The 17,892-nt window shown below is 59.0% G+C and carries 15 protein-coding genes; 10 read left to right on the plus strand and 5 right to left on the minus strand.

Annotation, left to right across the window (positions count from 1 at the left end; all coding sequences use genetic code 11):
• From GSQ75_RS19075 to GSQ75_RS15280, 7 genes are all read left to right on the plus strand, one after another.
• A partial coding sequence (locus tag GSQ75_RS19075) for a hypothetical protein (protein WP_216840695.1) occupies positions 1–312 on the plus strand: 312 nt, incomplete at its 5' end.
• A 944-nt stretch (positions 313–1,256) separates the two neighbouring features.
• Positions 1,257–1,517, plus strand: a complete 261-nt coding sequence (locus GSQ75_RS15255; protein ID WP_158755693.1) for an AtpZ/AtpI family protein — start codon at positions 1,257–1,259, stop codon at positions 1,515–1,517.
• A gap of 51 nt (positions 1,518–1,568) precedes the next feature.
• Complete coding sequence (locus GSQ75_RS15260; protein ID WP_158755694.1) at positions 1,569–1,823, plus strand: hypothetical protein; 255 nt, start codon at positions 1,569–1,571, stop codon at positions 1,821–1,823.
• Between the two features lie 493 nt (positions 1,824–2,316).
• On the plus strand, positions 2,317–2,691 hold the full coding sequence (locus GSQ75_RS15265) for a hypothetical protein (protein WP_158755695.1): 375 nt from the start codon (positions 2,317–2,319) through the stop codon (positions 2,689–2,691).
• 91 nt (positions 2,692–2,782) lie between these two features.
• A complete protein-coding gene (locus GSQ75_RS15270) occupies positions 2,783–3,286 on the plus strand; it encodes a hypothetical protein (RefSeq protein ID WP_158755696.1) in 504 nt (167 codons plus the stop codon).
• Positions 3,287–3,428: 142 nt separating this feature from the next.
• Positions 3,429–3,911 carry a hypothetical protein gene (locus tag GSQ75_RS15275; RefSeq protein ID WP_158755697.1) on the plus strand — a complete coding sequence of 161 codons (483 nt, stop codon included), beginning with the start codon at positions 3,429–3,431 and terminating at the stop codon, positions 3,909–3,911.
• Positions 3,912–4,237: 326 nt separating this feature from the next.
• Positions 4,238–5,352 (plus strand): IS3 family transposase gene (locus GSQ75_RS15280; protein ID WP_174236740.1). Its coding sequence is split into 2 segments (ribosomal slippage): positions 4,238–4,490 and positions 4,490–5,352, totalling 1,116 coding nucleotides; the frame shifts between segments, so codons are not numbered across the junction.
• A 105-nt stretch (positions 5,353–5,457) separates the two neighbouring features.
• Here the strand turns inward: GSQ75_RS15280 and GSQ75_RS15285 are convergent.
• The 4 genes from GSQ75_RS15285 to GSQ75_RS15300 all read right to left on the minus strand — a co-directional run bounded on the left by GSQ75_RS15285 (position 5,458) and on the right by GSQ75_RS15300 (position 13,501).
• On the minus strand, positions 5,458–5,940 hold the full coding sequence (locus tag GSQ75_RS15285) for a hypothetical protein (RefSeq protein ID WP_158755698.1): 483 nt from the start codon (positions 5,938–5,940) through the stop codon (positions 5,458–5,460).
• A gap of 2 nt (positions 5,941–5,942) precedes the next feature.
• A complete protein-coding gene (locus GSQ75_RS15290; RefSeq protein ID WP_254058600.1) occupies positions 5,943–7,973 on the minus strand; it encodes an RHS repeat-associated core domain-containing protein in 2,031 nt (676 codons plus the stop codon).
• A gap of 89 nt (positions 7,974–8,062) precedes the next feature.
• The gene (locus GSQ75_RS15295) at positions 8,063–11,449 is read right to left on the minus strand and encodes a hypothetical protein (protein ID WP_158755700.1); all 3,387 of its coding nucleotides are present in this window, start codon (positions 11,447–11,449) and stop codon (positions 8,063–8,065) included.
• A 615-nt stretch (positions 11,450–12,064) separates the two neighbouring features.
• On the minus strand, positions 12,065–13,501 hold the full coding sequence (locus tag GSQ75_RS15300; protein ID WP_158755701.1) for an RNB domain-containing ribonuclease: 1,437 nt from the start codon (positions 13,499–13,501) through the stop codon (positions 12,065–12,067).
• 164 nt (positions 13,502–13,665) lie between these two features.
• Between GSQ75_RS15300 and GSQ75_RS15305 the strand changes: the two genes are divergently transcribed.
• Entirely contained in the window at positions 13,666–14,139 is a 474-nt protein-coding gene (locus GSQ75_RS15305) for a GNAT family N-acetyltransferase (RefSeq protein ID WP_158755702.1), read from the plus strand.
• Between the two features lie 115 nt (positions 14,140–14,254).
• On the opposite strand, the gene GSQ75_RS15310 is transcribed toward GSQ75_RS15305, so the two are convergent.
• Positions 14,255–15,040 (minus strand): SapC family protein, encoded by a 786-nt coding sequence (locus GSQ75_RS15310; RefSeq protein ID WP_158755703.1) that lies wholly within the window; start codon positions 15,038–15,040, stop codon positions 14,255–14,257.
• 239 nt (positions 15,041–15,279) lie between these two features.
• Here GSQ75_RS15310 and GSQ75_RS15315 point away from each other — a divergent pair, with 239 nt between their 5' ends.
• Both GSQ75_RS15315 and dxs read left to right on the plus strand, forming a co-directional pair.
• Complete coding sequence (locus GSQ75_RS15315) at positions 15,280–15,879, plus strand: HNH endonuclease (RefSeq protein WP_158755704.1); 600 nt, start codon at positions 15,280–15,282, stop codon at positions 15,877–15,879.
• Positions 15,880–15,962: 83 nt separating this feature from the next.
• Positions 15,963–17,858, plus strand: coding sequence for a 1-deoxy-D-xylulose-5-phosphate synthase (gene dxs, locus GSQ75_RS15320; protein WP_158755705.1), 1,896 nt, complete (start codon positions 15,963–15,965; stop codon positions 17,856–17,858).
• Positions 17,859–17,892 lie beyond the last annotated feature (34 nt).

Consider the following 17,892-nt stretch of genomic DNA (forward strand, 5'->3'; position numbering starts at 1 on the left):
CTTATGAAGAACCAACCGCACATTGATGCTTGGCGTGACTATCGGGGGCGAGTCCGGTTGTTCTTTGTCGTATGGCTTGGAGGCTTTGTGGTTGCTGCCTCGCTGGCTTACGCACTATCTCTTACATCTGCTTCAAGTTGGCTTGGCCTAGCTGTCGCGCTCTTCTGGGTTCTCGGCTTTGCTTTCGCTGCTGTGCGCTTACAGCTCTTCCGGTGCCCGCGCTGTCACAGTCAATTCTTCAAGGCTTCTTGGTACTACTGGCCGTTTGCGCGCAGTTGTGTTCATTGCGGCCTGCCAAAGTGGCAAGAGTGATTGAGGTCGTGCTACTTATGCCTAACTACTCGTTCAAGGCGGACGCCTCCGGCGCCGCTTAACTCCAGCGTTAGAGCCCAATGATCAGACTCTGCACATTTATAGTCTTTTTGCTCGCAGCGTCATCCAGCATCGCTGCGGAGTCGCGCAGCTGGGGCTTCGTTCAAACTATTGGGGGCATTGCAGTTGGTCAGCCGACCAAAGTAGCAAATGAGTGGCTTCTTCCTGTTCGCGCCGACGTCAGCGGGCTTCAAAAAATCACGTTCAAGCCCACGGCACTGAATTCGGGGCTGTCGTGTTACACGGTCAATGCAAGCGTTGAGGGTCAAGTCATCTACATTGCTATCTCTACTAGCCTCGCTGGCTCAGGGCGTACCTCACTCTGTCCGCCGGCACAGCTCGGTCATTTGAAGCAAGGCACCTACGCGGTTGTCTATCGTGGCCCTGATGGGCAAACAACCCAACTTCGCAATGTCGCAGTTGGGCTCTAACATCTCGTTCAAGGCGGACGGCTTCGCCGCCGCTTAACTCCAGCGTTAGGTACCACAGTGAAACTTACGCTCTGCTCAATATTGGTTGCGGCAACTTTATGCTCCGCGCAAGGATGTACTCAAAAGCCTCTCGCTCAAGGTCCATTTACACATGACGAAGCGTTAATCGTGGCTCGACAGACAGCAGTCAAACATGGCTACGATTTAAAAGAATATTCGCTTCTCTCCAACCCAAACACTAATGACCTCATGCCCGGAGGAAAGGAGTGGTTCTTTCTATATACCTGCAAAGATCCGGCGCCTGGATGTGCCTTCTCTGTCACTGTCAGTCGCGTTTCCGGCGCAGCGGAAGTTCAACCCGGAGAGTAAGGGTTATACCTAACAACTCGTTCAAGGCGGACGGCTTCGCCGCCGCTTAACTCCAGCGTTAGGCCTGCTTACAGGAGGTCCCTGATGAACCCCGATCAAGCCAATCGGATCGCCGACAGTCTGTTAAACCAAGCTCGCAGTTCAAGTGCGCCAGCCCGCAACGCCACGCTTCGCCGAATGAACGCCGTTGAGCGATTAAATACTGGCGTCGCCACACTTGTTGGTGCTTACATCGGTTGGCGTTTCGCTGACTCCTGGTTCGGGCATGGCTTTCCCCCAGTGGTCTGCGGCTTATTGGTCGGCCTGTTTGCCGCTGTTGTGTTTCCAAGGCGGCGGCAGGCCTAACATCTCGTTCAAGGCGGACGGGCGCCGCTTAACTCCAGCGTTAGGCCTCAAATGCCGCATTTCGCGCTCACCAGACAAGGTTACGATCAGCTCATTAAAGTATGCGGTGGCAGTCCACCATCGCCGCTCTGGGTTAATGCTGGCGTGCTCTCTTCTTCTGAATTAACCGTGTTGCGCACCCAAGGCCTCGATGTCACGGAGTTTGCGCGGCTGGTCTCTTCGGAGGGTCAAGGGCTAGACGATGCAATCGGCACCATCAAAGAGCATCATCCGGGTTTGTCTGTCTGGGTTGAGCATGCCGCTTAGCCCTAACTACTCGTTCAAGGCGGACGCCTCCGGCGCCGCTTAACTCCAGCGTTAGACCTATGCGCACACTGCTAGCTCTCGTATTGGGTTTCTTCTCGATCCTCAGCTATGCGCAGACGCCCTCTGTGCTGGCTTCGGCTGCCGGGCTATGGCAGTTCGAAGAGCACACGGTTTGGGTTCAAATTGACCAAGATGGGTCGGCCTATCAATGCCGCGTCGCTGTCGGCGGAACTGTCTATACATCAACAGGAACCGTTGTTGCGCCAAGCTCAATCCACTGGCAAAAAATTTGGGGCATAGACCAAGTTTCGTTGCAGGCAGGCACAATGGTCCTAAAAGGGTCGTATGGTGCCTTCCGTTATCAGCGAGCTACTCAAGCAATGGCCCCTGCATGCGTAATTGCTCGGCAACGGTCTAACATTTCGTTCAAGGCGGACGCCTCCGGCGCCGCTTAACTCCAGCGTTAGCCTCCACAATGCACTCTGATGCGACCATGACTGAAAACGAAGCGCGTCTATTTCATGCCATTCGGGCTCAACTTGCTCCCGATCTGCTCACTGCCGGGTTCAAGGATCGTCCTGACAATCCGTTCTACGGGCATTGCTTTCATGCAAGCATCGCTCTGTACAAACTCCTTGGTGGCAAAGATTGCGGCTACTCCGTCTGGAAAGCCATTGATGCAACTGGCGTCTCACATTATTGGTTGGTTTCGCCCGCCGGCGACATCATCGACGCTACAGCGGAGCAGTACACCGACTTCGGTTCAAACCCACCATACTTGCAAGGCAAGCGGACAGGCTTCCGTGTTCCAAAATCCGCTAAAAGTCTGATCGCTGCAGTTCAAAATGGCTGCGGCGGTGGCGGCTAACAATTCGTTCAAGGCGGACGGCTCCGGCGCCGCTTAACTCCAGCGTTAGGCGCAATTCATCGGGATCGCTATGAATCATAGTGAGGTGCTCATGTTTCGCAATTTGTCGATCGTGACTGTTTGTATTTCCCTGATTCTGGCCACGGTGCCCACTAGTGCTCAACCCACTGAATCCAAAAATTTGGAATCTGCCCTTGCTGCTCTCGCCCTAAGGCAAGACTTTCCTCAGATCGGCGATATCCAAGCGTCTTTGCACGTTGTGTTCAGTGATGAAACGCCGATAGTTACGAGCACGTTCTATAAGGCACAAAGCAACAGGTGGGGTATCACCACGGTTACTGTGGGTGATCCAAGGAACCAAATTCATGGAATGAGCATCACCTTGGATGGATCGTCTTGTGCAACCGCTATTGGTGTTGCGAGGTTTGCAGGGGTTGCCATCACCCACAACTGGGCGCTTGGCGTGGATGGTGGACCTGGCTATCGAGCAATTTCGGCACGAATCGGCGATCGGCGCGAGCTGAGTTTTTGGGCCGCGTCCGACCATGACTGCTTAACACAAGTTCGTCTGAGGGAATATCCTCCTGCGCATTGATCATTGGCATCTCGGCATCACCAAAGCAACGACATTGCCTCACATCATCAAGGCTTGCCATGAGCTCATCGCATCGCAGGCCTAACTACTCGTTCAAGGCGGACGCCTCCGGCGCCGCTTAACTCCAGCGTTAGACACAAGCATGCTCAACGCGATGCCAAATTCGATCTTCGAGCAGTTCCTATCGCCCGCAGGTCGCGCCGCAGCAACCTCGGAATTAGCCAGCCGAGGCGCGCTGGCACTTCCTGTTCTTGTGTCGTTATTTGACGGCTCCGCTCGTAACAACTACGGCATTCCTTATCGGCAAGTCGGCGTACCGCTAGATTGTGGCTTGGTTGCTGCTCGTTCCCTTGGTGTCGCTGCTCGACCGCTTGAGCCTTTTCTTCGCAACGAGCTTCGCGCAGGCCATCCCTACGCGGCAGGAGCTTTGGGTGCGCTCGGCTTACTGTCCGACGAGTCGGTTTGCGCGCTCGCCGAGGCCCTGCGCTCTGATCCGCTCATAGCGTGTGAGGCTGCGGCAGCACTTTCTCTTTGCAGCGCCACCAACCATGCTGCAGTCAAAGAGGTTTCAGCATCTTCCACAATAGCCAACAAGGCACTAGCTGTGGTTTCGGCAAGTGTCTAACTACTCGTTCAAGGCGGACGGCTTCGCCGCCGCTTAACTCAGGCGTTAGGCCTCATGAACGACATCGAGTTCGACACACTCATTACTCTATTTCAGCAACGGGGGCTTGCTGCATGGCGCCGTCCTCTTGGCGGGAGCGACTGCGTTATGATCGGCGCTGATCCGCTTGAGCCAGGGGCAATTCGGGGATGGCGTCGGGCAGCTCATGTTTGGAGGCACGAGTCAGGTGGTTGGTGGGTAACAGTTGCGTCTTTACGTAAGCTCCCCCGCTAGGTAGACGCCACAGAAGTAGAACTTTCTGGCATGTTTCGGCCAGGAGGTTTCCCATGAAGAAGTCGCGGTTCACCGAGACCCAGATCGTCTCGATTCTCAAACAAGCAGACGCCGGGATACCGGTGAAGGACATCTGCCGGCAGGCCGGCATCAGCGTACCGACGTACTACCAGTGGAAGTCCAGGTACGGTGGTATGGAGGCGTCGGATCTCAAGCGTGTAAAGGAGCTGGAGGCCGAGAACGCTCGCCTCAAGCGCCTCTATGCGGAGCTAGCGCTGGACAACGCAGCGATGAAGGATCTGATTGCAAAAAAACTCTAGGACCGGCTCAGAAGCGCGACGCCGCACGGTACCTTATCGAGGTACACGCGCGACCGGTGGGTCGGTCCTGTGGATGCGTCGGGCTGTCTCGTGCGGCGTTCTATCGTCCACCGCTGGACTGGACGGTTCGTGATGCCGCGTTGATCGCAGCCTTGGCGCGACCGGTGGAGGATCGGCCCAGCCGTGGCTTCTGGAAGTGCTGCGCCCTGCTGCGGCGAACGCAGCCAGACTGGAACCCCAAGCGGATTTACCGGGTGTACAAGGCGATGCGACTGAATTTGCGCCGCGCTGCACGGCGGCGCCTGCCTAAGCGTGAACGTGTGCCGCTGTACGTTCCACGGATGCCCGACTCCGTGTGGTCGGCGGATTTCGTGTCCGATGCACTGGCGTGTGGTCGGCGCTTCCGGACGTTCAACATCGTTGACGACTTCAATCGTCAGGCGATGCATATCGAAGTGGACACATCGATTACTTCCGCACGCCTGGTGCGTATCTTCGAGCAGCTCAAGCGTGACCACGGCCTGCCGCGGGTGTTGCGCACGGATAACGGCCCAGAGTTCCTCGGCGAGGCCTTCGTGCAATGGGCCAAGATCCATGCCATGGCCATCCAGTACATCCAGCCTGGCAAGCCCAACCAGAACGCCTACATCGAACGCTTCAACCGAACCTTCCGCGAGGAGATGCTAAACCAACACTTGTTCGCTCGCATTGAAGATGTGCGCGAGGCAGTCTGGTGGTGGATGATCGAGTACAACGAGGAGCGCCCGCATGAGTCGCTCGGCAATCTGACGCCCAGCGAATACCGTCAACAAGTCGCCAGCCGTTCTACTTTTGAAATGTCTACTTGACGGGGGAGCTTACGCTTACGAGTTGTCCATATTCCATATGGGTAGTAGCTCTGCAACCCGCTCGGATCGATAGAGAGAAGAGGATTATCACCGGCATAGGCATACTTACTTGTTACGATTTTTAATAACTTTCCCTGGAAAAATCTTGAATCCTATGCCCAAACGCACAGTAAAGTATCCCACCACAATGAGCAGTAACGCGTTCACTAGGTAAATAAAATGTAGAAAGAACGATCTGCCTGATTGAATATCTTTTATTAAATCGCTTATTTCCACAAAAGGCAAAATTAATCCAATTAAAATAAGTATTAAACCACAAATAATTTGAGGTACAGCCAAGATAATCGCAAAACGATTTGTCATCTCGTCTTTCGGCATTTCAAGCCTTACCGTCTTACTGGCTTTTATGCTAAGCAAGATGCTAGTAAAAAATGTTATAACCGCAAATGGTCCAACAAAAATCTTTAAATCTTTTTGAACGAATAATACGCCTATAAAAAATGTAATAAATAGTATCAAAGATACTGCTAATTTTATAGCACTAACTTTAGATTTTTTACTTAGACTCGAAAGAAATTCGATGATCATATTCACTTCATTATTAAATATTTTGCCAGACCCGCGTCGTTTGCCGCATCTTGTGCCATGGAAGTAATGGCGGTGAGTTGCTGAGTATAATTGGCACCCTCCACGGTATATCCTGTTAAATCAACTGCTCCCGTCGCCAATTGCAGGCTGAGATAAGTAGCTTGAGCTGTTGTAGCTGCTCCCGCAACCTTGACCGCAAGCCCACCAACACCTGCTGTGACGGTAGCAGCTCCGTACAATTGACCGTAAGTAAATGCGTTTTTATAGTACTTTGAACATGGATCTATTGCTCCAGCTGTGTATATCGACTGATTTCTAAGATCTGCCAAACTCAATTGGCCAAAAGTAACTGCTGAAAACACTCCGTCGCCGAATCCAGTAACGCCATCCACCAGACCTTGTGGAAGCGGATCGCCCGGCATCCAAAACATCCCGTAGGGGTCAACGCGGCTCAGCGGGTTGCCGCCGACATAGGCATAGGTATTGATTCCGCCACTTTGCCCGATCGGATCACTCTCGATATATCGTCCCAGCCCCGACTTATAATCCCGAAACCCATTGTTCCAAGCCGACGTTTCCGCATCGTAGTACTGGCCGGGAAAGCCCAGGTTAAGCGTGATACTGGCCGTCGTGACGTTCTGCGTGAACGCCAGGTTCTGTGCCTGCCACACAATGTTGTGGCCTGAGTCCGTCACGACCTGCGGCCGACCGACCTGATCGTCGTCGATCGCGTCGGCCTGGTTGGCCGCCATACGGCCGATCAGTCGGCCGTTAAGCCAGACGTAATCGACCCAGGCACCGCTCGGGTTTTCCGCCAGCAGGCTGCCGCTTTGATCCGGGGCGAAGTAGGTCGTCCCCGCTGTGCCCGTCTTGCGCAACCGCTGCCCCTCAGGGTTGACGTAGTAAGCCATGCCGCCAGCGGCATTCATCCGATTGAACGCATCGTAGTTATAGGTGATTGCGCCATTGACCGTGGTGGTATTGCCCTTGGCGTCGTAACCGTATTGCGCGCTGAGCGACCCCGACGCACTGACGATCTGGTTGCTAGTGGGGCTAACGTTGAGGAGCGACGATGCGCCGTCGCCGGTCTGCGCGATCCGGTTGCCATTGGCGTCGTACTGGAAACTTTCGTTGTCCACCCCGGAGTACACCGACACTAGGCGCGACATGGCGTCATAGCCGAAATATTGCGTCTGCGTGCCATCGATGCCGTTGGCGACCTGGGTAATACGGTCGGCATTGTCGTAGGTGAAACCCAGGCTCTGCACGCTCGGTACGCTGATGCCGGTCAGACGCCCATCCGTATCGTAGCCCATCGTATTGACCAGGCCGTTGCTGGAGGTCCACGACGCCATGCCCAGGTTCATCGGCTGATAGCTGATCGCGGTGGCGCCGTTGACCGTGGTGCCACCCATGGTCAGGGTCAGGCCCGAGACCACGCCATCGGTATAGGTGTAGTTGGCCTGGTTACCGTCTGGGTAGTTCACCGTCGTGACATGGCCCACGCTGTCATGGCTGTAACCCAGCGCATAGGTGGTGCTGCCGATGGTGAAGCCGCGACCCGCGATCCAGCCTTCGGGCGTATAGCTGTACGACGTCGCGCCGGTGGCATCTCCGTCCGAGCACAGGCGCCCGAGGCCGTTGGTGCAGTTGTCGTAGGTGAAACTCTGTGTCAGGCCGCCCGCGCTGACGCTCGTCATGCGGTTCAGGCCGTCATAGCCGTAGGTGGTCTGCACGCCATCGGCACGCGTCATGCTGGAGCGGCGGCCGTAGCTGTCGTAGGCGTAGCTAGTCGTGCCGGTATCCGGGCTGACCTGCTGCCATAGCAGCCCCAGTCCATCGTGGGTATAGGTGGTCACCAAACCACGGGGATCGATCACGGTGGCCACATGATCCCCGGTATCGTAGGTGTTCTGCGTGACCACCGGACTGTCCGCGTAGGCTACTTGACCCGCCATCAGTCCGCCCAGCAGCAGGACAGGCAGTACGCGATGCCGGGACAGAAGGTGACGGATGGTTAGGGCCAGATCCATGCTCGGTTTCCTCCGTGAATAAACCCGGTTGTCGTTATCGCAGCGCAACTTCATTGCGGCTGGCATCTTGTGAGGGCGTAGGCTCGTCATCATTCTGTCCCCGCCACTTCGGCCGTCATCGTGCACGTAGAACTGGACACGTTGATGCCGGCCGCGTTGTAGAACGTCACGGTGACTTGATACTGCTGCCCTTCGATATTGCTGCTGTTCTTGCCCATGGCGACGGTGTAATTGCTCGAAGGGTTGCTGCTGAGCGCGGTAGGTGTGCTGGCTCCGTTGGTGACGGTGCCGCCTCCCAGGTTGGCCCCGCTCGCCAAGCCAACTTCGGTCCAGCTGTATTGCACCGTGGTGGCCCCGGATGGCACGGCGCCCGAGGTGACGTACGTATTGGCCACCTTCTGGTTCGAGGTGAAGACTTCCCAGGTATTCCCACCCGTGATCTCGATGCCGATGGTGGACGAAGCGCCGCCGGTGCTGCCTGGGGAAGAACTGGTCGCGTAGGTTTGCCCGTTGATCGCGATCGGCACCGGGATGGTCACTGCGGCAGTGGCCGTTGCACTCCAGCCACTGCAACCGCTGACATTGCAGCTCTGGATCCGGTAGCCGTAGCTTCCGCTCGCTTCGCCGCTGGCCGCCCAGCTGGTGGCTGCCGAGCTCAATACCGTCGTCCAGCTACCGCCATTGACTTGCTGCTGCAGGTTATAGCTGGTGGCGCCGCTCACCCCACCCCAGCTCACCGTGTAACTGCCGGTGCCGTTGTTGGCGGGTACGGTGAGCGCAGGCACGCCAGGTATCGGCGGAAGGGTCACCGTGGTGGTTCCGGTGGTGCTCCACGGACCGCAGCCCACGGCATTGCAGGCCTGCACCTGGTAGGCATAACTGCCACTGACTTCACCACTCGCGCTCCAGCCGGTCGCTGCGGAGGCTTGGATGGTCGTCCAGCTGCCACTGTTGACGCGTTGTTGCAGGTTGTAGCTCGCTGCGCCACTGACACCGGTCCAGCTCACCGCGTAACTGCCCGTGGCACTGCTGGCAGGTACGGTTAGCGTCGGTGCCGATGTCGGCGCGGTGGGAATCGATACGGTGGTGCTGCCCTGTGCGCTCCACGGACCACACCCTGTGGCATCGCAGGCCTTGACCTGATACCCATAACTGCCGCTCGGCTGACTGCTGGCATTCCAACTGGTCGAGGCGGGGTTGCTAGCAGTGACCCAAGAGCCACCATTGACCTCTTCCTGCAAGACGTAGTTCGTCGCACCACTGACAGCGGTCCAACTGACGGTGTAATCACCGGTGTTGCTGCTGGCCGGTTCGCTCAGCGTGGGTGCCGCACTGGGCATCGGTGGGCTGGCACCCCCACTCTCCGTCGTCTGCGTGAGGCGATCGAGATGGTCATAGGTGTTTACCGTGCTGTGTCCCGCAGCGTCGGTGACCGTCAACACATTTCCGTTGCCGTCATAGCCGTAGGTCAGCGTCTGACCATGCTGACCCTGCTTCTGGTAGAGCCGGCCGAGCGCGTCGTAGAGCGCATTTTCGGACAGGCTTGTGACGCTGCCGCGCGTCACCACGTGACTGATGACATCGTCGTTCGAATCGTAGTCAAACGTTTCGGTCGACGTGCCGTCCTTGTCGTTATGCGTGATGGTCTTTAACCGCATCAAGGCATTGCGGTTCCAGGTGGTGACCTCGTTGTCCGGTGCCGTCAGCGTATAGAGCAAACCGAAGCCGTCGTAGGTGTATTGCCAAGTAGCTGCCGTACCGTTGGGGTAGGTGGTCTTGGTCTGTACACGACCGCGTGCGTCGTAGACGTAGTCGGTGGCGTCACCGTTGGGGCCGACGATGTGCTGGGCCTCACCGAGTCCGTTGTAGTTGCTGTAGGTGGTGGTCTGGCCGAGGCCGTTGGCGAACGAGGTCAGGTTACCGAGGGTGTCATAGGTGGAGACGTCCGTATCGCTGTTGTTCGGCGAGGGGTGGGTCACGGACAGGGTCTGGACCATGCCGTTGGCATACAAGGTGTAGTTGTAAATGGTTGTGAGCGTCTGGCCGGATGTGCCGTTGCTGGACAGATTGGTTACAGCCACGGACGCCAGACGGTTCTGAGCGTTATACGTGTAGACGGTCTTGGACCAGCCTTCGACCGTGACGCTCGTCAAGCGATTGAGCTGAAGGCTGGGATCCCAGACGTAGTCGGTGGTGCGTGCCTGCGAGGTGCCGGAGGCCTCGGTTTCGGTCTGCAACTGGCCGTTGGCGGCATACGTCAAGGTGTCAATGTTGCCGTTGTTGTCGACGGTTTGCGACGGGTTGCCGTTACTGTCGTAGGCATATGAGCTAGTGGTGGCACCGCAATCTTCGACCGCATTTTCGCTTACCGAGCTCAACTGTCCGTTGGAGGCCCCGCCAACGCCATTGGTGCCGGCATAGGTGTGGGTCGACACATGACCGAGTGGGTTGGTGAGCGTCGCGACCAGATTGCCCGCGCTATTTGTCGCGTAGGCCACTGAGTCCAACTCCGAGCCATCGGCCAGCGAGGTGCTATTGGCCCATTCGTAGTTAGGGCTGGTGGATGTGGTGACGTACGTGGTGTACGCATAGGGCACAGCGTTGTAATCGACCTCCGAAAGCACGTCCGCATAGGGCGTTACCGAAAAGCCGATGTATTTGAAGGTAATGACCGTGGCGGGTGAGCCAGGCAAGGTCATTGCGGCGACATCCGTGATGGCCGCATTGGGCGTGTAGGCATCCCCATAGTCGAACGTGTAGGCATTTCCAGCCGGATCGCTCACTGTGACGACTTGACCTTCGACGTTCTGGCCGTTTTGCTGGCTTTGTGTGAATGGGCCCGCCGCAATGGTGATGGATTGGCCATTGGTATGCGTGACGCTGGTAGGTATGGCCTCGTTGGCAGTTACTCCGCTGGCATAGTGGAAGGTCCAGCCGATGCCGGAGGCATCCGTGATGGACTGGATCTGCCCGGTCGACGAGTAGACCTCGGTTTCCGCATTCTCGTCCTGCAGACTGTAGTTGCCAGTCGTCGGATCTCGGCTCAACACTGCCACGGGATTGCTGACGCTCTGACCGTTGCTGAAGGTCTCCAGATAGGCTGAGTCGTTCGGCCCTCCCGCGAACTTCAGCGTCGAACCATCGGGGCGATGCGCGATCGTTTGTGAGCACCGACCTGTATTGTTATTGACTTGGGTGGAGCAATCGGTATCCAGCCAGTATTGGAAATTGCTGGTCCATTTGGATGGACTTGCTGCCGTGTTGTAGTAGAGAACGTATTTGAGACCCATCTCACCGGGCATGGCGAAAATGGGATAGGTCTCCACTTTCGTTCCCGTCTGGGGAAGAATGGGTTTTCCGGTTTTGTCGCATGGGTTCAGGTTATTGGTATTCGACGGAGTACGGCTGGCAGTAGCGAAAACGGCACTGGCATGCCAACCCGCGGTAATGTTGTCCACTTGGATGTTGCCAACCATGGGGATTCCCGCCGTTGGATCGGGGATGGAATAACCGGTTACAGGGATGGTGGGAAGCGTTTTTGCGTTTTCCGGTTTGGCTGGTGTTCCTGAGTCGTCTTGCGCACTCGCCATGCCAGATAAAAGCGTCAACAAACAGACGGACAGAAATGCAGCGCCAAAGCGCGCCTTAGCGTGAGGCATGATAAAGCTCCCTGGACTCAAACGAGGACCAGCTAGTAATGGGCGGAAGGAAGGAATGCGCGAATGAGCCGCGGCCACGGTGGCGAGAGCGACCGTGCTGGAAGAGGGGTTCGCAAAAGGAGGGCCGTTGGTTGACACTCAGCCGCGCGACATGGCCGTCATCAGCGGCGAGCATCTGGATGTCGAGCGCTAGCTTGGTGAATCTTGTGGTCGGGATCACGATCAAAGCCGACCCGGCTCGCTGCGTATAGACGGCCGTAGATAGAGCCTGACGGCTCTCTGCCTTCCCTGACATCAGCTGCTCCCCAAATCCCTGCGCTCTTGCCGTTCCGTCATCAATTGATGCGGTAGGGAACCATTTTGATTTCATCGCGTGGGGGCATGTCAAGGCGCAGGTTTTTACGCATCAGGAATGCTGAAAATTAGCCATTCTCACCCCACCAGTTCGAAGCGGGTGGTTCGCTTGACCGGATCCGCCTCGACCAGCTTGACCTTGACGTCAGCACCCAGCGGCAGCGCGGACGCACTGGAAACACTGGCCTCGATCGCGGGATCGCGCACGATGACCACGCCTTTCCTGGGATCGTTGGGTGCAACCTCGACAATGGCGCCAGCGAAGATGTCACCTATGCGCGTTGCCAACACCTCAGCTTCGGCGAGGTCGAGCACGGCCTTCTCGTACTGGCGCGCGCGATGGCCGGAAGCCTGCATCGTGGCGGGCAGGCCCGGCAATGCCGAGAGTACCCACTCAGGTACCGGCTGCTTTGCGCACAACGCCACGCAGACTTCGCCGGTGTAGCGGTCGACCAGACGACGCAGCGGCGCGGTGGCATGAGTGTATTCCGCGGCCAGCGCCCACTGCATCGGTTGCGCGGGCAGCTCGCCATTGAACGCCGCGTAGCCGGCGCCGCGCAGCACGGTAGTGCACGCGGTCAGCATCGCGACATGGGTGTCCTTGGTGGGGTCGAGCGAGCGGATGAATGCGGGATAGCTTTGCGCGGGTGGCCAGTCGATGCCGAGCGCCTGCGCCGTGATGCGCAGGCGCTGCAATGACTGCGGCTCGGGCTCGGGCAGCGTGCGCAGCAGGCCGACCTTGGCCTGCACCATCAACTGCGCCGCGGCCATGCCGGTCAACAGCGAGATCTGCTCGTTCCAGTCCTCGACCGCCAGGCGCGCGCGAAATGCCAGTGTCCACCGACCGTCGACCACGTCGATCTCCTGCTCGGGTAGCGGCAGGCTGATGCCGCCCCGGGAGAATTCGCGCTGCTTCCGCAGTTCGCCAATCTCACGCAGCACGGCCCACATCGGGTCGGCGCTGCCCGCGTCGATGAGCTGCTGTACACCGGCGTAATTGAGCTTGGCGCGACTGTTGACGCGGGCGCGTCGCACATCGATGCTGCTGATCTCGCCACTCTTGTCCAGCTCGATCGTCCACAGCAATGCGGGGCGCAGCTGGCCGGGCAGCAGCGAGGTGGCACCCTCGGACAGCACCTTGGGATGCAGTGGAATCTTGGCGTCCGCACCGTACAGCGTTTCACCGCGCCGGTTCGCCTCGAGGTCGATCGGATCACCGGCGCTGACGAACGCGGCGACATCGGCAATCGCGTAGTAGACGCGGTAACCGCCGTTGCTGTGCTCGACGTACATCGCCTGATCGAGATCCATCGACTCGGGCGGGTCGATCGTGATCAGCGGGACGTCGGTGCGATCCAGTGCCGGCAACCGCGGATTCGCGGCGGCCCGTTCGGCAGCGGCCTCGACTTCCGCTGGAAACGCCAGCGGCAGTTTCATTTCGGCCTGGATATCGCGCATGCTTTGCGCGAGTACATTGTCGTCGGCTTGAACGTGGATGCGGCGAGTGGTCGACAAGGGCGCTCTTCCTGGCGTGGTACCTTTCGGCAGTCCGGGGCCAACAGATCGCCCCTGTGGTGGTCATGCTGCCCGGAATATACACGCGTCGTTCGGGACTTCCGTCGGCACCCCGCTAGGTGTAGAAACAGCAGGGTCATTCCCCGCATCCTGTCGACTGCATCATGACTGCCTCTGCCCTGCTGATCCGTCTGGCCGAAGACGACGACGACTTCATCCTCTCGCTGGTACCACGCTTCGTGGATTTCACCCTGCCACCGTGGCGACGTCGGCACGAATGTGTCGAGGGGATCCGCAATGACTTGCTGCGGCATCTGGAGGACCAGCCGGCGAACAGCTACCTGTTCGTGGCCGAGGATGCGAATGGCGAACGGGTGGGCTTCATCCATCTGCAACGTACCGCGGATTTCTTCACCGGGCGCAGCAATTGCCACGTTTCCGACTTGGCCGTAGCACCGCGGCACGAGAGCAACGGGGTCGGCCGCGCCCTGTTGGCGCATGCAGAGGAATGGGCGCGCGAACATCATTGCCAGCTGGTGACGCTGGCGGTGTTTCCCGGCAACGAGCGGGCGCGAGCGCTGTACGAGGCGACCGGCTACGCGCCGGATCTGCTGCGGCTGGCCAAATCGGTGCGCTGAGCGGGCGCGACACAAAAAAAGATGGTGCTCACGCACCATCTTTTTTAAAGCGACGAATGGCTTGTTCAGGTATCGATCGCAACGGCGTGTCGCCGCAACGATCGCCAGCACATGCTCAGTTCTTGGTGGCGCTGCCGGCCGCTTCGGCCTGCTCACGCAAGGTCAATCGGTGGGTCAGCCGATCGATGTTGGACAAAGACAGAAGGTGTCCGTAGATCCAGCCGAAGATGCCGTCACGGGCGAATTCATGAGCCGTCTTCTCGTCCAGCGCACGCAGCCTCTCCTCGTTGATCACGAACAGACCATTGAGATTGATCGAACGGCCATCCGCACCGTCCTTGCCAGTCTGCTGCAGACGGATGTTGCGCAACTCCAACAGATTATGCTTGTTGAGCTGTTCCACGAACCACTTGGTGCGTGCCACGTTCTGCTGGAATTCGCCAAGGAAGTCCACGGCACGAGTCAGCATCTCGGTATCGGTGCCGTCGTCCTTGAACAGGCGTTCGCCTTCGGTGGTGTTGAAACCTTCGTAGTGCTCATCGAGGAAAACGGTGAAGTCATCACCGTCTTTCTGATCCGCGGGCTTCTCAGCGAGCACGAACGGATAGCGGCGCACGAACGCCGGGATATAGGTGTTCAATGCCCACTGACCGTCGGTATCGACGTACAGGTTTTCGTTCTCGCGCAGACCCAGCAATGCCACCGGACCAGCCGTTGCCGCGTCCGCGCCTGCAAACACGATCAGCAGGTCGCGCGCGGCGGCGCTGAACTCCGCACCGGTGATCGGCACCGAATGCACGTTCATGGCGAACTTCACGTTCGGCACGCCCTTCAGGCGCAAATCCTTGTGGGCAGTACGGTTAAGCGGTACCGGGCGCTCGTAAAAAAGAACTTCAGCCACGTTGACTACCTCTGCCCCCGCCGTGCCGGGTCACCACTGAAGCGCCCCTACCAAACCCGGCGTCGGGTCTGTGTTGATCCATGATCATATCAGCGCGGCCGGACGCCCGCGACTGCGCCTGGACTGGCCTGCGCACGGCATTTGCATGCGAATTGCAATCAAATTGGTCTATGCTGGCTCCAGACAAGCATTCTGCATCGCTGAAACGCTCTCAAAGCCCTGGCTGAAGGACGATCTACATGCTGATGGAAGTGCCAAGTCGGGCCGATCTCAACTCGACCCGTGTGCTGTCGCTGGACTCTGCCGGCCGTATCCTCGACTGGATCAGCTGGCAGGAGGCAGTTTGTCTGTACGTCCGCGACGCCGTGGCCTGGACCCTGGGTGACCCTTGCCTGACCGTGCATGGCGGCATGAATCGCCTGCATGGCGTGCAGAGCACGATGGAACTGCATCCGATCATCGCCAGCACCGGCCGCTGCCGCGATCACGCAGTGGATCCTGCCCCGGCCCTGACCAATACCGCACTGTTCGCCCGCGATCGCCATCTGTGCCTGTACTGCGGCGACCATTTCACTCGCGGCGAACTCACTCGCGACCATGTGCTACCGATTTCCAAGCATGGCAAGGACAACTGGGAGAACGTGGTCAGCGCCTGCCTCGCCTGCAACCTGAAGAAGAGCAACCGCATCCCGCAGCAGGCCAATATGCCGCTGCTGGCGGTGCCGTACCGGCCTAGCTGGGTCGAGCACCTGATCCTGTCCAACCGCAATATCCTGGCCGACCAGATGGACTTTCTGGTCAGCCATCTGCCGCGCGACCGGCGACCGCACGCTACCTGAAATGGGTGATGGCGCTCATGCGCCCATGATTCCGCCCCCGCGTTGCCCTTGCCCCGCCCCGCCGCTGGGCCAACAATACGCAAATGAACGACCTATCCCACTATCCCCATCTGGCGCCGATCGAGACGCCGGCCGACCTGCGTCGCGTGCCCGACGACGAACTGCCGGCCGTCGCCGACGAGCTGCGCCAGTACCTGATCGAGGCCGTGGCCAGCTCCGGTGGCCACTTCGGCGCGGGCCTGGGCGTGGTCGAGCTCACCGTGGCGCTGCACCACGTGTTCGACACGCCGCATGATCGGCTCGTGTGGGACGTCGGCCACCAGTGCTATCCGCACAAGATCCTCACCGGCCGCCGCGATCGCATCACCACGATCAAGAAGAAGGACGGCTTGGCGCCGTTCCCGCGCCGCGAGGAGAGCGAGTACGACACCTTTGGCGTCGGCCACTCGTCCACTTCGATCTCGGCCGCCTTGGGCATGGCGATCGCCGCGCAGCGCAAGGGTGACCATCGCAAGGTAGTCGCGGTGATCGGCGACGGCGCGATGACCGCCGGCATGGCTTTCGAGGCGCTTAACCACGGCGGCGATGTGGAACCGGACATGCTGGTGGTGTTCAACGACAACGGCATGTCGATCAGCGAGAACGTCGGCGCGCTGACCAAGATGATGGCGCGCGCGATGGCCAGCCGCCGGCTCAACGCATGGCGCGAACGGGCCAAGCGGGCGATCCCGAAGCAGTCGTTCTTCGGCCGCTTCTTCAAGCGCTGGGAGGAACACGCCAAGGGCATGTTCGTGCCGAGCACGCTGTTCGAGGAACTCGGCTTCCATTACACCGGCCCGATCGACGGCCACAACATTCCGCAGTTGCTGCAGGCGCTGCGTACGGTGAAGAACCTGCCCGGTCCGCAGCTGCTGCATGTGATCACCACCAAGGGCAAGGGCTACGCTCCAGCCGAGCAGGCGCAGATCGAATACCACGCGGTCGGCCCGTTCGATCCGCAGGCCGGGCTGGTGAAAAAGAACGCGCCCGCCAAACCCACCTACACCGACATCTTCGGCGACTGGCTGTGCGATCAGGCCGCGGCCGACGAACACCTGCTGGCGATCACGCCGGCGATGCGTGAAGGCTCCGGCCTGGTGCGTTTCTCGAAGGAATATCCACAACGCTATTTCGACGTTGCGATCGCCGAACAACACGCCGTGACACTGGCCGCCGGCATGGCCTGCGAAGGTGCCAAGCCGGTGGTGGCGATCTACTCCACCTTCCTGCAGCGCGCCTATGACCAGGCGATCCACGACGTGGCGTTGCAGAACCTCGACGTCACCTTCGCGATCGACCGCGCCGGCGTGGTCGGCCCGGATGGCGCCACCCATTCGGGCAGCTTCGACCTGTCGTTCCTGCGCTGCCTGCCGAACATGCTGATCATGGCACCGGCGGACGAGAACGAGTGCCGCATGATGCTGAGTACCGGCTTCCAGCACCACGGTCCAGCCGCGGTACGTTATCCACGCGGCAGCGGCCCCGGCGTAGCCATCCGCAAGGAGCTCGACACGCTGCCGATCGGCAAGGCGGAGCTACGTCGCCGCGGCCACGGCCTGGCCCTGCTGAGTTTCGGCGTGATGCTCGCCCCGGCCACGACGATCGCCGCCGAACTCGACGCCACCCTGGTCAATATGCGTTTCGTGAAACCGCTGGACGAGGCGTTGATCGTGGAACTGGCGAAGACCCATGATGCGTTCGTCACGCTGGAAGACAACGCGATCGCCGGCGGCGCCGGCTCTGCCGTGGCCGAATGCCTCGCCGCCCATGGCATCAGCCTGCCGATCCTGCATATCGGCCTGCCGGATGTCTATCTGGAACATGGCAGCCGCGAGGAAGTATTGACGATGGCCGGTCTGGACCTGCCAAGCATCCGCAACGCTATCCGCGTGCGTTTTCCTCAGGCCGGGACAATAAAACAAGCACAAGCAAGCGCCTGAGACTACCGACGAGCGTCGCGCGCTGAAATATCGT

It is taken from the genome of Dyella sp. S184, assembly GCF_009766065.1.
In the GTDB taxonomy this organism is placed as follows: Bacteria; Pseudomonadota; Gammaproteobacteria; order Xanthomonadales; family Rhodanobacteraceae; genus Rhodanobacter.

What these genes read in the sequence shown, in the direction of transcription:
- GSQ75_RS15255 (WP_158755693.1), top strand. Translation starts at nt 1,257, where the DNA reads ATGAACCCCGATCAAGCCAATCGGATCGCCGACAGTCTGTTAAACCAA.
- GSQ75_RS15260 (WP_158755694.1), top strand. Translation starts at nt 1,569, where the DNA reads ATGCCGCATTTCGCGCTCACCAGACAAGGTTACGATCAGCTCATTAAA.
- GSQ75_RS15265 (WP_158755695.1), top strand. Translation starts at nt 2,317, where the DNA reads ATGACTGAAAACGAAGCGCGTCTATTTCATGCCATTCGGGCTCAACTT.
- GSQ75_RS15270 (WP_158755696.1), top strand. Translation starts at nt 2,783, where the DNA reads ATGTTTCGCAATTTGTCGATCGTGACTGTTTGTATTTCCCTGATTCTG.
- GSQ75_RS15275 (WP_158755697.1), top strand. Translation starts at nt 3,429, where the DNA reads ATGCTCAACGCGATGCCAAATTCGATCTTCGAGCAGTTCCTATCGCCC.
- GSQ75_RS15285 (WP_158755698.1), bottom strand. Translation starts at nt 5,940, where the DNA reads ATGATCATCGAATTTCTTTCGAGTCTAAGTAAAAAATCTAAAGTTAGT.
- GSQ75_RS15290 (WP_254058600.1), bottom strand. Translation starts at nt 7,973, where the DNA reads ATGGATCTGGCCCTAACCATCCGTCACCTTCTGTCCCGGCATCGCGTA.
- GSQ75_RS15295 (WP_158755700.1), bottom strand. Translation starts at nt 11,449, where the DNA reads ATGGTTGGCAACATCCAAGTGGACAACATTACCGCGGGTTGGCATGCC.
- GSQ75_RS15305 (WP_158755702.1), top strand. Translation starts at nt 13,666, where the DNA reads ATGACTGCCTCTGCCCTGCTGATCCGTCTGGCCGAAGACGACGACGAC.
- GSQ75_RS15315 (WP_158755704.1), top strand. Translation starts at nt 15,280, where the DNA reads ATGCTGATGGAAGTGCCAAGTCGGGCCGATCTCAACTCGACCCGTGTG.
- dxs (WP_158755705.1), top strand. Translation starts at nt 15,963, where the DNA reads ATGAACGACCTATCCCACTATCCCCATCTGGCGCCGATCGAGACGCCG.